Annotated in this window: 16 protein-coding genes and 1 pseudogene; 3 read left to right on the forward strand and 14 right to left on the reverse strand. The window is 41.9% G+C overall.

The features are described 5' to 3' along the window. Window positions 1-51: 51 nt before the first annotated feature. Window positions 52-1,794: an AAA family ATPase gene (locus tag AC5JQI_RS14880; RefSeq protein WP_493912730.1), complete on the reverse strand. Its 1,743-nt coding sequence runs from the start codon at window positions 1,792-1,794 to the stop codon at window positions 52-54. A gap of 51 nt (window positions 1,795-1,845) precedes the next feature. Further along, on the reverse strand, window positions 1,846-2,091 hold the full coding sequence (locus tag AC5JQI_RS14885; RefSeq protein ID WP_493912731.1) for an Arc family DNA-binding protein: 246 nt from the start codon (window positions 2,089-2,091) through the stop codon (window positions 1,846-1,848). Window positions 2,092-2,203: 112 nt separating this feature from the next. Here AC5JQI_RS14885 and AC5JQI_RS14890 point away from each other — a divergent pair, with 112 nt between their 5' ends. Then, on the forward strand, window positions 2,204-2,359 hold the full coding sequence (locus tag AC5JQI_RS14890; protein ID WP_493912732.1) for an Arc family DNA-binding protein: 156 nt from the start codon (window positions 2,204-2,206) through the stop codon (window positions 2,357-2,359). A 75-nt stretch (window positions 2,360-2,434) separates the two neighbouring features. Beyond that, a pseudogene (locus AC5JQI_RS14895) lies at window positions 2,435-2,830 on the forward strand (BRO-N domain-containing protein); the annotation flags it as partial. Between the two features lie 480 nt (window positions 2,831-3,310). Here the strand turns inward: AC5JQI_RS14895 and AC5JQI_RS14900 are convergent. From AC5JQI_RS14900 to AC5JQI_RS14910, 3 genes are read right to left on the reverse strand one after another with little or no spacing between them, the layout of a single operon-like run. Further along, a complete protein-coding gene (locus AC5JQI_RS14900) occupies window positions 3,311-4,063 on the reverse strand; it encodes a hypothetical protein (RefSeq protein ID WP_493912733.1) in 753 nt (250 codons plus the stop codon). A 5-nt stretch (window positions 4,064-4,068) separates the two neighbouring features. Then, window positions 4,069-4,761 carry an oxidoreductase gene (locus AC5JQI_RS14905; protein WP_493912734.1) on the reverse strand — a complete coding sequence of 231 codons (693 nt, stop codon included), beginning with the start codon at window positions 4,759-4,761 and terminating at the stop codon, window positions 4,069-4,071. Beyond that, a complete protein-coding gene (locus tag AC5JQI_RS14910) occupies window positions 4,761-4,934 on the reverse strand; it encodes a hypothetical protein (protein ID WP_493912735.1) in 174 nt (57 codons plus the stop codon). The genes AC5JQI_RS14905 and AC5JQI_RS14910 overlap by 1 nt, the downstream gene beginning before the upstream one ends. Window positions 4,935-5,121: 187 nt before the next feature. Here AC5JQI_RS14910 and AC5JQI_RS14915 point away from each other — a divergent pair, with 187 nt between their 5' ends. Further along, a complete protein-coding gene (locus AC5JQI_RS14915; RefSeq protein WP_493912736.1) occupies window positions 5,122-5,340 on the forward strand; it encodes a helix-turn-helix transcriptional regulator in 219 nt (72 codons plus the stop codon). Here the strand turns inward: AC5JQI_RS14915 and AC5JQI_RS14920 are convergent. The 9 genes from AC5JQI_RS14920 to cysG form a co-directional block, all read right to left on the reverse strand. Further along, on the reverse strand, window positions 5,308-6,510 hold the full coding sequence (locus tag AC5JQI_RS14920; protein WP_493912737.1) for a tyrosine-type recombinase/integrase: 1,203 nt from the start codon (window positions 6,508-6,510) through the stop codon (window positions 5,308-5,310). The two genes, AC5JQI_RS14915 and AC5JQI_RS14920, sit on opposite strands and share 33 nt — an antisense overlap. A gap of 164 nt (window positions 6,511-6,674) precedes the next feature. Continuing rightward, on the reverse strand, window positions 6,675-7,724 hold the full coding sequence (gene truD, locus AC5JQI_RS14925; RefSeq protein WP_493912738.1) for a tRNA pseudouridine(13) synthase TruD: 1,050 nt from the start codon (window positions 7,722-7,724) through the stop codon (window positions 6,675-6,677). Between the two features lie 2 nt (window positions 7,725-7,726). Then, window positions 7,727-8,200 (reverse strand): 2-C-methyl-D-erythritol 2,4-cyclodiphosphate synthase, encoded by a 474-nt coding sequence (ispF, locus tag AC5JQI_RS14930; RefSeq protein ID WP_323853374.1) that lies wholly within the window; start codon window positions 8,198-8,200, stop codon window positions 7,727-7,729. Beyond that, window positions 8,197-9,021 carry a 2-C-methyl-D-erythritol 4-phosphate cytidylyltransferase gene (ispD, locus tag AC5JQI_RS14935; RefSeq protein ID WP_493912739.1) on the reverse strand — a complete coding sequence of 275 codons (825 nt, stop codon included), beginning with the start codon at window positions 9,019-9,021 and terminating at the stop codon, window positions 8,197-8,199. The genes ispF and ispD overlap by 4 nt, the downstream gene beginning before the upstream one ends. 30 nt (window positions 9,022-9,051) lie before the next feature. After that, window positions 9,052-9,345 carry a cell division protein FtsB gene (ftsB, locus tag AC5JQI_RS14940; RefSeq protein ID WP_493912740.1) on the reverse strand — a complete coding sequence of 98 codons (294 nt, stop codon included), beginning with the start codon at window positions 9,343-9,345 and terminating at the stop codon, window positions 9,052-9,054. Between the two features lie 381 nt (window positions 9,346-9,726). After that, entirely contained in the window at window positions 9,727-10,368 is a 642-nt protein-coding gene (gene cysC / locus AC5JQI_RS14945) for an adenylyl-sulfate kinase (RefSeq protein WP_493912741.1), read from the reverse strand. Beyond that, window positions 10,369-11,811 (reverse strand): sulfate adenylyltransferase subunit CysN, encoded by a 1,443-nt coding sequence (gene cysN, locus AC5JQI_RS14950; protein WP_237386870.1) that lies wholly within the window; start codon window positions 11,809-11,811, stop codon window positions 10,369-10,371. A gap of 11 nt (window positions 11,812-11,822) precedes the next feature. After that, on the reverse strand, window positions 11,823-12,731 hold the full coding sequence (gene cysD, locus AC5JQI_RS14955; RefSeq protein WP_493912742.1) for a sulfate adenylyltransferase subunit CysD: 909 nt from the start codon (window positions 12,729-12,731) through the stop codon (window positions 11,823-11,825). 10 nt (window positions 12,732-12,741) lie between these two features. Further along, on the reverse strand, window positions 12,742-14,196 hold the full coding sequence (gene cysG / locus AC5JQI_RS14960; RefSeq protein ID WP_493914700.1) for a siroheme synthase CysG: 1,455 nt from the start codon (window positions 14,194-14,196) through the stop codon (window positions 12,742-12,744). Window positions 14,197-14,429: the final 233 nt, after the last annotated feature.

The following is a 14,429-nucleotide window of genomic DNA, read 5'->3' on the forward strand; positions in this document are numbered from 1 at the left end:
TTTTTCCATAGCTTACCAGTAAAAGAATTTTATGGCCACAAAATTAAAACCTTATTTTTCAATGAAATAAGAGTCAATGGTAACACTACTAACATGATGCCCATTTAACAGCGCTGACTTCAATGACTTCGTTATTTTTTCGGCAAAAATTGCAGCATCCTTTTTGTTTCTTCTAGCCCAAACTGCATATGGATTAAACTCTATCTTTCCTGAAATCAATTTTTCAACTTTGTCATGGGTATTGAAACCCTTAAAAAGATCACGAAGTTTATTTTTTTCTTCTTTATCATTTTTATGCATGCTTATGTAATCAAGTAGATTTATTTGTTCACCTTCGATTCTAAGTCTGCTAATGATGTCATTACATATCGACTTAAAGTAAGGCTTAGTAAATCGTATTGGATTATTTTTCCAAAAAACATCATCAGCAGGTAAGTTGTATAAAAACTCAAATAACAACTGATCTGGCGCTAAGTTAGTCGGCAAAAAAACAAGGTTATTGTTTCCTAATATCTTTTCTAGTTTTTTACTTTCTTGCTCAGTTACATCACCATCTAAGATAATGATACTTTTAGATGTGAACTCAGGAACTTTACAGTAAATTAAATCAATATATTTACTGCAGCTCATTGATATTTCTTTTAATGGCCGAGTAATTTTATTTATTAACCTATTTCTTATTAATGCTGAATACATCTGATATGCTTGCTTATCTTCAAAATAAACATTTATTTTTGGTAATGATAAATCATCATCTATTTCAATAGTTTCAACATGTAAGTCAGAGTTTATATCTAGCCAAGTACAATTTTCCTTTGCTTCTAATTTACCATAAGTATCAGTTAGATAAATTACTTTGTAATTCCCTTCTCTATCCTCTTGAGACAACGTATGCAATGTTTCTATCAATGTTGGAGAATGAGTCGTAAATACAACCTGTAAATTATATTTTCTACATTCTTGTTCTAGTACTTCAATCAATCTTCTTTGTGCGGCAGGGAACAGACCAGCATCTGCCTCATCAATTAGAAGGAGGCCTCCATGATAATCACTATATTCGGCCTTTAATTTTCTAAATGATAATAATGACTGAATTATTTGACCTATATTATCTTCACCTACAGATACTGACTCATGGTCATACAAATCAGAATGCATAACCATGGAATTAATAGTGCCTGTGGTTCCAGTTAAGATACTTACATCATCCTTTCCGGTTAGATACTGATACAATCTTTTTATTTCATTCTTATTTTCATCTAGAAATGAAGTGTTAGTAGCATCATATTCATCTCTTGAAGTTATAGGTAGAAGCCTTTTAAGGCTTAAAAAAATAACTGGATGAGTAATGTTTCTACTGCTATCGCGCCATTCAACTGTAGTATTATTTCTAACAACAGGTCTAGCTTGAGCTCTATCAGAGTAATTATAAATTTTTAGCTCCAGTTTTGGCGGGGTAACACCTGTATATGCATCATATACTGATAGTTTTACATGCATATCTCCGCCTCTATCATGCTTTTCTGAAAACCGAAAGTGCTCAGAAAAATCAGACTTGAAACTCTTTCCAGCCAAAGATTTATAACTACTTAATTTTATGCTTGGTTCTACAGAAACATCTTCTCTAAAACTAAATATTTGAGCCAAGATACCTAAAATGGTGGATTTGGATGTTCCATTCTTACCGCAAATTGCAGTAATTCTTTTGCCAAAATTTATTTTTACATCTTCCAACCCTCTGAACTTAACTACCTCAATAGAGTTTACTCTGGTTGGATTTTTAGCCTTCTTCATTAATTCTCCTTGCCATAGATTATTATTCAATGAGAGAGCATCAAGTAATTATTATTTCTTTTCTTCATACATCTTCTTGACGGTTTCCATAAACAACTCTTTGAATTTGTCTGATTCAATCTGCGCGAGTTCATCTATGCTCTTTGGGTTCTCATCTTCATCTACGGCAGCCTGTAAAATCATGACCATTTCAGAGTTGAGAGAGCGCCCGTGTTTCTTGGCTCTTTCGGTCAGTTTTTCCTTTAATTCGTCAGGCATTCTGATGCTGTATGGGCTTATGTCTCTAACTCTTTTCATTGAATCCAACCATTAATTATATTGATATCAAATTGTATTCACTTTCCTCTTGACAAGGTAGATTCACAATAATATCTTTGTGATATCAAAAAGAATCACAAAAGAGGTAATCATGAAAGAGGATAAGGCAGCATACACATTAAGAATGTCCGTAGATCTAAAGAATCTACTTCAAAAAATTGCTAAACAAGAAGGACGGTCGTTCAATTCAGAGGTTGTACAACGAGTAATCAAAACGTTAAAAGACGAAGGACTTATCAATGCCTAAAACAGTGAAGCCCCAACTACGGCAAATAGTCAGGGCTTCAATAAATCGTCTAATACCATTCCAAGGAAAATAGACATGTTAAGTATAGCAATTAGTGAAACACATAACACCAATCAGTTAACTTTCCGTGACACAGCTTTTAATACAGTGTCTCATGCTAATGATATTTGGCTTACTGCTCCTGAGTTAGCTAAAGCGTTACAGTACAAGAAAACAGACGCAGTAACACAGATTTATGATCGCAATTCCGATGAGTTTACACCTGCTATGACAATGACCCTCAAATTGAGTGTCAACGGAATAAACAATAGCTTACGTAAAAAACTGGTTAGAGTCTTCTCTCTCAGAGGCGCTCATTTGATAGCTATGTTTTCCAAGACAGATGTAGCCAAAGAGTTTCGAAAATGGGTTCTGGATATTCTTGATCGTGAGGTTGGGAAAGAGTCACAAGTGATAAAGCCCAAAACCCGCCGCTCAACAGCGAGTCAGTTAACACCGTTGCGCCAAACCGCCGAGCGTTTAATCACGACTGGCCTTGGTAGGATTTACCCTGATATCTGGAAGCTGGTTCATGAGCATTTCGAGATCAAGCATATTACCCAGCTTGAACCAACGCAGATAGCCGAAGCCATAGAGTTCTTAAATGTGCTGGAGGGTGAATATCTTGGCAAAGAAGAACTACCATCACCCCAATCTACAAAAATGGACTTGTCGCTTGAACTAAACAACATCGGAGTGATTTACGCGCAACTCAAAAAAATGACTGATATATGGAAAGAGTCGATATATCCAGCATTAGAGTTAGTGAACTCACCGATCGCTTCTAAGTTCCACACTTATTTATGGGATGTTTCTGGAGCCGCTTATTCGACGAAGTGTGCAATTGAGCGAAAGGCTAAGAAGTTACTGAACTAACCCCAAGCCACGGATGGCTAAACCTCGATACAGTGACTACAATTTACCGTTATCTATCAGCCTATGATAAGTGGTCAAATCCGCCCCTCCCGAATCCATGCAAGAAATAATTTGTCTTGTTCTACCTTCATAGTCACTATTCGAGTAAATTATTCTGGCGGCTATTGGATTAACTTTATAGTACTGAACAACAGCTCCAATTTCTTTGTCTGTCAGAAGTAACTCTTCCCCAAGCCGGACGTATTCATAACCTTTCCCTGTTTTTGAGTTCAGCATCATATTGCGCCCAGTTGAGGCTATAGAGGAAAAAAACATGAACTTCGCTTGAATCTCGCAAAGATTCCTTAGCTTCTTCATATCTACATACGAATTATCTTTACTTGGTGATTCAATTCTTTTCTTCCACCTATCATCATCTGTTTTTTTCCTTGCCTCAGTCGCAGAAACTGTTTCGGTCTGGTAAAACTCATATGTGCATTCAGCGTTAACTTTGATGGTATTTTCGAGACTAAAACACTTAGACACCAAGCTTTTCTTGAACGAGTCCGGCTCAGAAGCTTCCTTTATTTCACGTAAGTAATCATCTTTTCTTTTTGAAAACTGCTTAATTTCACGGCCATGCAAATAAACATTTTTTTCTGCCTGTGCAGCACGAGTGAGATAATTAAACCGTTGTTCGTCAGTCGTTACGCTATTTCGTTCTTTTCCTAATGCTGTATTCTCCTCAGAGATAGAGCATCCAGATAGGAGCAATACTGTGGAGATTGCAACCAATAGTTTTCTTTCCATTACCTCTACTCCGGCTTGTTGGTTTTTGAACCGCCTGATTCTACACCACCATGCACATGTGACGAAAGTTTAACCCCATTACCTGTGATCTCACCCTTGGCATCAATAGAGCCACCGAACTTAGCATCACCACCGTGACTACCACCGCCCTGTGTTACAGCGCCGTTCAGCGTGATAACGGGGGCATTTACAGTATAGGAGGTGTTTGCTGTTACTTCGACTTGAGGTGCGTTAACGTTAATCTTATTTGGTGAAACGATATTTATCTGATTGTCAGCGAACTCAACATACTGTGTTGGCTCAGAGTTCAGTACGCCGCCAAGATAGATAGCATTAGACATATTGTGAAACCTTTTTGCGCCCGGCATTGCTGGTTTTCTAGTGACCTTTACCACACTGATATCTCTATCACATATGGCAATCACGCCAATATCACCTACTACTGGATTCATAATCACAGCACTACCACCACGCTGTAGTCGCCAGAAAGGAACTCCGTAAACAATCCCTTTGTTTACTGGCTCACCATCACCTGTCACTTCATAAACCATTGGCTCCACATCTACAGTATCCTTATCGACATTAATGACGCGAGACAAAGTTATAAAATGGTGGCGACCAAGAAATTGACGCATGATGAAATCTTGAACATTTGCATCAGTATTCATGTCGGTTGGATCGATATTCAGCTTACCCATTATTTATTCTCCTTTCCCATAGGTTTTAATATACATGAGGTGTTCCACTGTCCACCCTCAATCCAAGACGTTAAATGATGTTCGGCTTGCGTAGCTATATAGACAGCATTGGCATCAGGTAACGATGTTTCTAGTTCTACTTTTCGCCCAATGACAAGCTCTGGTTCAAACATAGTGGTAATGCTCAACCCCCGCCCCGTAAAAACCGGATACCCAAATATGACGACAAAGCAGTTACCGCAATTCTCGATAAATACACCCTCAAATTTAAACCACTCATGACAGAGTACCAGCAGAGAAAATCAACAGCCAAGAATTGGCTGCGTCAATATATAGTGGATTTGCAGAAGGAGATTAGAAATGGATAAGTTATTAAACAGAAAGCAAGTTTGTGATGTTCTGTCACTCAGTAGGGCGACCCTATACAGAAAAATTGAGAGTGGACTAATACCAAAGCCGCTAAAAGATGGCCGCAGTTCAAAATGGAAAGAGAGTGATTTACAACCTTATATCGACTCTCTTAATCGTGGATTTAGCACTAGGGTATCAAGAAAAAGCACCCCCACTTGCAATACTTAACAGATGCTCCTCCCATGCTTCCATCATTTCCCGCCTTTCATTTAGATACTCGGCATGGTTGTATGCAGCAACGGATCTGTTTTGTTCAGCATGTGCTAATTGCTTTTCTATGACTTCGCGCCTGAAACCCATTTCATATAGAGTGGTTGATGCAGTGGCGCGAAAGTCGTGGCATGTTATATATTTGGAGCCAAATCCCATATACTCAATAGCTCTATTTAACGTACTCTCACCGAGAGGTTTATTTGGGGTATTAATACCGGGGAAAATTAATCTTTGCTCGTTATTGCCAAACAAAATCTCAAGTTTCCTAAAGGTCGATAGCATTCGATCAGTTAGAGGGACACTATGAGAACGCTTCATCTTCATTCGTTCGGCCTTTATGATCCAGAGCTTATTATCAAAATCAATTTCATCCCAAGTTGACTTTCGTAGTTCTGCTTGACGAACGAACACAAACGGCAATATGCTCAATGCCAGTCTTGTCTGGGGATAAACTCTGGCTTGTTCCAATCTTTCAAAATAAAGCTTAATCTCTTCATTGGAAAGGCAACGCGAGTGACTGGTTTTGGGGCGAATAATTGCACCTTTCAAGGCTGCTGCTGGATCATATTCAGCTCTAAGTGTTGACACTGCATAACAGAAAATAGCGGAACACCATTGTCTAATTTTTAACGCTGATGAAGCTGAACCTCTCTCCTCCATTGATTTTAAAACTTTCAGAATGTCGTGGGCGTTAACTTCTTTGATGGGTTTATCGCCAAATGCTGGATAGCAGTTTTTATCCAAGAACGTTTTTACTTGCTCGAGCGTTCCTCCTTCCCAGTTAACCTCTTTTTTTTCCATCCATTCTAAGGCAATGATCTTGAAAGTATTCCCCTTTTCAATTTCAACTAGGTGCTTTTCTTTCCTCCTAATCTCTGTAGGGTTGAGTCCTTTTTTTACCTGTTCTTTTGCCCAATCACGTTCTTTTCTGGCATCAGCCAAACCAATATAAGGGTACTCCCCAATAGTGTATCGATTGTCTTTAGTTGGAGTTAACCAAAAACGATACCTCCAGAACTTACCACCGGTGGGACGAACTTCAAGGTATAACCCATTACCATCAGGCAATTTATAAGGCTTGTCTTTAGGCTTGGCATTTTTGATTTTAGTATCTGTTAATGGCATGACAGGACAACTCCGGACAAGATAATGTTGTCCTGTAAGTTGTCCTGTTTTTTGTGAGCTGTCAAGATATGAGTTGAGATGTATTGAGACTAGCAAGCCTTATCTATCTTGGTATTATAGCAATACCTGAGATGTAGTGAGATTGCATGATATGCTAGTGCAGATTACTCCGCAATATCCACAACGTTATTTTGGTCCTGATTGATCAATTCTCTGACAACGCTGGTTGCAAAGCTACCGGATGGCAGTGAAAAATGGAGAGTAACAGTGTGTTCATCCAACCATTCCCAATTCAGGTTTTGCGGTTTTACCAGAATTGCCCTGCGGGTACTCTCTACACGTTCACGTTTAACCAGCGCCCAAAATGACTCATAGCCCAATAAACACTGCTGTTCAAAACCCAGAGCCTGATCCTGTGTTCCCAACACCTTGTCACCCGGTAAAGGTGCAGTTATTTGTAATTCTCCATCCATAACCCGCTGCTGTAATACCGCCAATTCAGGCTCATCAGCCACAAACCAGCTACCACGTCCGGTTAGTTGCAAAGCGTCACCATTTTTTACCTGTCGGTGTTCATCCAATTCGATACGTGTACTGGCAATGGCATTAAACATAGCGCTGCGGCAGGCAGAGAGGTAAAAACTACGCCGATTACGTTCTTTGACCTGAATTTCATTAGCAGCCCAGCGCTGAGCCTGTACGAGATTTTGTCCATCACGTCCAAAACGCTGCTCGCCAAAATAATTTGGAACACCACCCTGTGATATTTGCTGCAAACGTTTTTCCACAGATTGCCGGTCTGAAATTGCTCTTAACACCAGAGTAAAATCATTACCTTTCAATGCGCCAATCCGTAATTTTCGTTTCTGGCGGGAAGTAGCCAGTACTTCACAACCTTCAAGCTGGAATGCAGTTAAATCCGGATCTTGTTTTCCCGGTAAGTGCAGACAGAACCACTGTTCTGTAACCGCATTGCGATCTTTTAATCCTGCATAACTCACAGAACGAGCCGGAATTTTTGCAAAGCGGGCAAGGTGATCAGCTACAAACTGAGTGTTACATCCCGTCTTGCGGATATGTACTATCAAGTGTTCACCTTCTCCATCAGGAGAAAATCCCAGATCTTCACGAACAATAAAATCTTCTGGTAAGGCTTTGACAACGCCAGTCGCTTCCGGTTGGCCATAAAGCCAATGTAATTCACTTAATGTCATGCTTATTCCTTTACCAGCAAAGCCACTGCTTCACAGGCAATACCTTCTTTACGACCAATAAATCCCAGTTTTTCTGTGGTTGTTGCTTTAACGTTAATATCATCCATATGGCATTCAAGATCTTCTGCCAGATTGACTCGCATCTGGGGAATATGAGGTAGCATTTTCGGGGCCTGTGCAATAATGGTGATATCCAGATTCCCAATCCGGTAACCTTTTGCACGGATACGGCGGTAGGCTTCTTTCAGCAGTTCACGGCTATCTGCCCCTTTAAAGGCAGGGTCGGTATCAGGAAACAATTTACCAATATCACCCAGTGCGGCCGCGCCCAACAGGGCGTCAGTGGCAGCATGTAAAGCAACGTCACCGTCTGAATGGGCAATGAGTCCTTGCTCATAAGGAATACGAACACCCCCAATAACCAACGGTCCTTCTCCGCCAAATTTATGCACATCAAAACCGTGTCCAATTCTCATACGATAGATTCCTTAAATTTTCGGGATAGGTAAAACTCAGCCAATGCCAAATCTTCAGGTTGAGTGACTTTAATATTGTCTGCTCGTCCATTAATTAATACAGGATGATAACCGCAATACTCCAGTGCCGAAGATTCATCGGTGATACAGGCATTTTCTGCAAGTGATTTGATCAGGCAATCACGTAATAGCTGCAAAGGGAATAGCTGTGGGGTCAGGGCATGCCAAAGCCCATTGCGGTCAACGGTATGGTCAATGGCAGAATGGTAATTTGTGGGTAATTCTTCTTCTGATGGCGGCATCATACGTTTCATGGTATCCCTCACCGGTGATGCCAGAAGGCCACCACACACATCAGGAAACTCTTCGCTTTGATCAATCAACCGTAGCAAATTATCAAGGTCACTTCCATGAAGGCAGGGACGGGCTGCATCGTGTACTAAAACCCAGATCTGTCTGTCTGTCGGCAAACCAGATAAGTAATCCAACCCAGACAATACGGAATCTGCCCGTTCCTCTCCGCCCTTCACTGTGGTAATGCGTGGATCTGAAGCGATACTCAGTTGTTCGAATTGTGTATCAGCAGGATTCAGAGCAACAATGATGCTCTGAATACGGGGATGTTCAAGCAATGCAGCTAAAGTATGTTCAAGGATAGTTTTGCCGGCAACCTTGAGATACTGTTTTGGGCAATCTGATTTCATCCGGCTACCAATGCCCGCAGCCGGGATCAATGCAACTATTTCAGAAAAAGCATTGTCGGCAAGAGAACTATCAGCAAGAGAGCTATCAGTAGGAGAATGATACGTTGAATTATTCATTTCAATTAATTTGTTTTTCTGATTCAAAGACTATTGTGCACTTTGTTTCGAGGTATCCGGCACCATACGGTAAAAGGATTCTCCCGGCTTAATCATGCCTAATTCATTACGGGCACGCTCTTCAATCGCTTCTTGCCCCCCTTTAAGATCTTTGATTTCAGCAAATAGCTGATCATTGCGTGTCTTAAGCTTAAGGTTATCGACCTCTTGCTTATCAACCTCAGACTTAACCCGCACATAATCGTGAATGCCATTTTTGCCGAACCACAGCGAATACTGTAACCAACCAAGTATAAGCAGCAATAGTAGCGTTAGTTTGCCCATCTCCCCCCCTGAAAACCCGCTAATCATCCCACAACTGAAAGCATGACGCCACTCACTCTCCAAAACTGCTTATAAAACATGCTCGAAAGACATGGTAATAAGATGTAATGGAAACCAAGGGAATTAAATGTCTGTGTACCCTTTGTCTTCCAATTAATAACTGTGTTGCTGAAACTCGAAATTCATTGGGTATATACACAATGGATTTCAAGTTGCATCGCGACGGCAAGAGAGCAAATCCCCGGGAGCATAGATAACTATGTGACCGGGGTGAGCGAGCGCAGCCAACAAAGAGGCAGCTTGAAAGACGAAGTGTATAGAAACACATTATTCCACTCTCAATAATAATGTGTTTCATGATGATTTGTTCAGGGGAGAGAATTAAGCAGGCAAAATACCATCGCTTTTCAGTATAAAAAGCAATTTTCCGATCAATGCTTCCACTGGCTGTGAACCATCCAAATAAATATCAGGCTGTTCAGGTGTTTCATAAACAGCATCAATGCCCGTGAAATTACGCAGTTCTCCTGCTCGTGCTTTTTTATATAGCCCTTTGGGATCACGGGCTTCGCACACTTCTAATGGTGTATCGACATACACTTCAATAAATTGCCCCTCTTGCATGAGTTCACGTACTTTTTGCCTTTCTGCTCTATTGGGGGAAATAAATGCTGTCAATACAACCAATCCAGCATCAACCATCAATTTAGAGACTTCTCCGACACGTCGGATATTCTCCCATCTATCCGCTTCGGAAAACCCCAAATCACTACACAGGCCATGACGTACATTGTCACCATCCAGCAGGTAAGTTTTGATCCCCTGCAAAAACAAGGTCTGTTCCAGTGCTCCCGCAAGGGTGGATTTCCCAGAACCGGATAGCCCGGTGAACCAAATTACAAATGCTGGATGCCCATTCGCAGTTTCCCGTTGTTTCCTATCCAAGGCATGTGAATGCCAGACAATATCAAGGGAAACGATATCCGAAGCAACAGATGAAACGGGTGTTTTATCCTGAGACACTTATTTTCCCCCCAGTAAGTCACGAGCGCCCCAATGTGGAAAATGGCGGCGGACTAATCGGTTGAACTCCAGTTCAAATTCACTGTATTCCCTGGATTCTTCGTAAACATCGGTTTGAACTTCACGTACTAATCCGGCTCCGACAGTGACGTTAGTCAAGCGGTCAATAAGTATAATTCCGCCGATATCCTCATTTTGTGCATAGCTGTCAAGCAATAGTGGTTCATCAAATGAGAATTCCACCAGCCCAATCGCATTCAGCGGCAATTCAACTGCAACTTTCTGCGTCAAGTTGTTAATATCTACCTGATATTGGACATTATCGACTTTTCCTCGGCTCTTTCTGCCTGCGACTTTGATATCCAAACTTTGCCCCTGAATCAATGGCTGCTCTGACATCCATACAACATCAACCAAAGCATGACGGCTGGTCTTCATTTGATCTTCAAAGGCAATCAACAGATCTCCACGACTGATATCAATTTCATCTTTTAATACAACAGTGATCGCTTCCCCAGGTACAGCAAATGGCAGATCACCACTAAAAGTGACTATTCTTTCCACCGTAGAAACTGAACCTGATGGCATAACTTTGATTTTTTGGCCTTGGCGTAAAACTCCTGATGATAAAGTACCGCTGTATCCACGAAAATCGAGATCCGGACGGTTAACATATTGCACAGGAAAACGCAGGGGTTGTTCTGCCAATTTTGTCTGTACATCCACTCTCTCAAGAATATTCAGTAAAGTTTCCCCGGTATGCCATGCCATTTTTTCGCTACGAGTAACAATGTTATCTCCTTCCAATGCCGAAATTGGAACGAAATAAATACTTAGGTTGGCGGGTAATTGAGCGGCAAAATTCAAGTAATCCTGTTTGATCTGCTCAAATATCTCTTGTCGATAGCCCAGCAAATCCATTTTATTCACCGCCACAACCAGATGGCGGATACCCAGCAAGGTGCTGATAAAACTGTGGCGGCGAGTTTGTTCTTGAACACCTTTTCGCGCATCAATCAGCAAAATAGAGAGATCACTGGTTGAAGCACCTGTCGCCATATTACGGGTATATTGTTCATGCCCCGGTGTATCCGCAATGATGAATTTACGTGTTTCCGTGGAGAAATAACGGTATGCCACGTCAATGGTGATGCCTTGTTCCCGCTCAGCGGCTAACCCATCAACCAATAATGCCAAATCCAGTTTTTCGCCCTGAGTTCCGATCCGCTTGCTGTCACTTTGTAGCGTCGCAAGCTGATCTTCATAAATTTGGCGGGTGTCATGCAGCAAACGGCCAATCAATGTGCTTTTCCCATCATCAACGCTACCGCAGGTTAAAAAGCGCAGCAATCCTTTATCCTGCTGTGCATGCAGGTAAGCTTCAACACCACCTTGCTGTTTAATCTGGCTGGCGATGATTTCGTTGTGTGCAACTGCTGGCATATTTGAACTCCTTAAAAATAACCCTGACGCTTTTTCAGCTCCATCGATCCGGACTGATCACTGTCAATCAATCGCCCCTGTCGTTCACTGGTTGTCGATATCAACATTTCTTCTATGATTTCTGGCAATGTTTCTGCTTCCGATTCCACAGCGCCTGTCAGCGGCCAACAGCCAAGTGTTCTGAAACGTACTTTACGCTGGCTGATGACTTCTCCAGATTTTAAATCTATGCGATCATCATCAACCATAATCAACGTTCCTTCGCGCTGTACAACCGGGCGAGGTTTGGCGAAATAAAGGGGAACGATATCTATCTGTTCCAGATAGATATATTGCCAGATATCCAGCTCAGTCCAGTTGGATAGCGGGAATACGCGAATGCTTTCCCCTTTGTTGATCTGACCGTTATAGTTACGCCAAAGCTCCGGACGCTGGTTTTTGGGATCCCAGCGGTGGGAACGGTCACGGAATGAATAAATACGTTCTTTAGCCCGCGATTTTTCTTCATCTCGCCGTGCTCCACCGAATGCGGCATCAAATCCATATTTATCCAGTGCCTGTTTCAGCCCTTCTGTTTTCATAATGTCAGTATGTTTTGCACTGCCATGAATAAAAGGGTTAATCCCCAGCGATTCTCCTTGCGGATTACGGTAAGCCAGTAATTCAAAACCATATTTTTCCGCAGTGCGATCGCGGAAGTCATACATATCCCGAAATTTCCAGCCGGTATCCACGTGCAATAAAGGAAAAGGCAATTTTCCCGGATAGAATGCCTTGCGCGCGAGATGCAACATCACTGAGGAATCTTTTCCAATCGAATATAGCATCACAGGATTAGCAAATTCAGCCGCCACTTCCCGAATGATATGAATGCTTTCAGCTTCAAGTTGCTGTAGATGTGTCAATCTTTTTTCGTCCATTGACTGTTCCTTATGCGAAATCAATAACAGCTGGGCGACTTACTTGAACTCCAGCGTTTTCTTGATCAATCAGTTGAATTTGATCAACGGACTGCTGCCTAAACCATGCTATCTGGTGGTGGAGTTGAACCACCTCTCCTACCACAAGCAAAGCAGGCGATGGTGCTTTCTGCGCCAACCGTTCCAGTTCAGATAACGTTCCGGTCAACACTTGCTGTTCAGGGCGGGTACCACAACCAATCACGGCAACGGGAGTATTGGGATCTCGACCATGTAAAATCAATTTCTGGCTGATCAAAGCAGATTTCATGATGCCCATGTAAATTGCCAGAGTTTGGTTGCCCCGCGCGAGTGCAGGCCAATCCAGTTCATTGCCATTTTCACGGCAATGTCCTGTAATAAAAGTGACGCTTTGTGAATGCTCCCTGTGGGTCAATGGAATGCCGGCATAAGCCGAAGCACCTACCGCCGCAGTAATTCCGGGAACAACATGAAAAGGTATCTCTGCCTCTGCTGCAACAAGTAGCTCTTCTCCTCCTCGACCAAAAATAAACGGATCACCACCTTTCAGGCGAACCACTTTTTTCCCCTGATTCGCTAATTTGATGATCAGGGCATTAGTTTCTTCTTGTGGAACGGAATGGTTTCCTGCTCTTTTGCCAACACAGATTTTGTCTGCATCGCGGCGCACTAACTCCAGAATTTCTGCACTCACCAGATGGTCATAAAGTACAACGTCAGCTTGCTGGATGACTTGCAGACCTTTTAACGTCAGTAACCCCGGGTCTCCCGGCCCTGCGCCGACCAAAGCCAGTTCTCCTTGTGTCTGAATCTGAGTTTGCACCAATTGTTGTTCGAGTTGCTCTTCTGCTTGTTGTAATTGCCCATTGGCTATCAGTGTGGAAAAGCGTCCATTAAAGGCCTTTTCCCAAAAGTGGCGCCGCTGACGGATGGAAGCCAGCCGCTGTTTCACCCGTTTACGCCAGTTTCCTGCAATTTTTGCCATTGTGCCAAGATGAAATGGCAGTAAGGTTTCCAGTTTTTCTCGCAGTAATTTTGTCAATACCGGGGATTTTCCTGCCGATGAAATTGCTACGATTACCGGAGAGCGATCGATGATTGATGGAAAGATTGCTGAACAAAGAGGTTGATTATCAACAACATTGACTAAAATAGCGTGACTGTTGGCTTCCGCAAAAATATGCTGGTTGAGTTCGTGATCATCAGTGGCTGCAATCACTAAAAACACCCCATCAAGATATTCTGTTTTAAATGTTCCTTCCCGCCACTCAAATTCCCCCTTTTGATAACGTTTCTGGAGTTCAACATGTAATTCAGGGGCAACAATCGTTAATGCTGCCCCTGTACTCAACAATAAGCCCGCCTTGCGGGAAGCGATTTCTCCTCCCCCCACCAGCAGTACAGATCGGGATTTAAGCTCAACAAATAAGGGTAAATAGTCCACAATGAGATCATCCAGTATTAGAGCTAATATCATACATAAGCTCTTAATTATTATGATTGCTAGATAATAAATATATGGGGCTGCGATCAGGTTATGAAATGTCAAAAAGGAATTATTTGTTCCTGAATCGCATAAGGTAAATTTTCTAACTCGTCATAAAGTCAATTAAGTAAGATATTCACGATAATATTAAGAAAAGACAGCGCTTTTTTATAAAGCCGCTGCCCAATAAA

The sequence above is a fragment of the Xenorhabdus sp. XBWT genome (assembly GCF_059072735.1).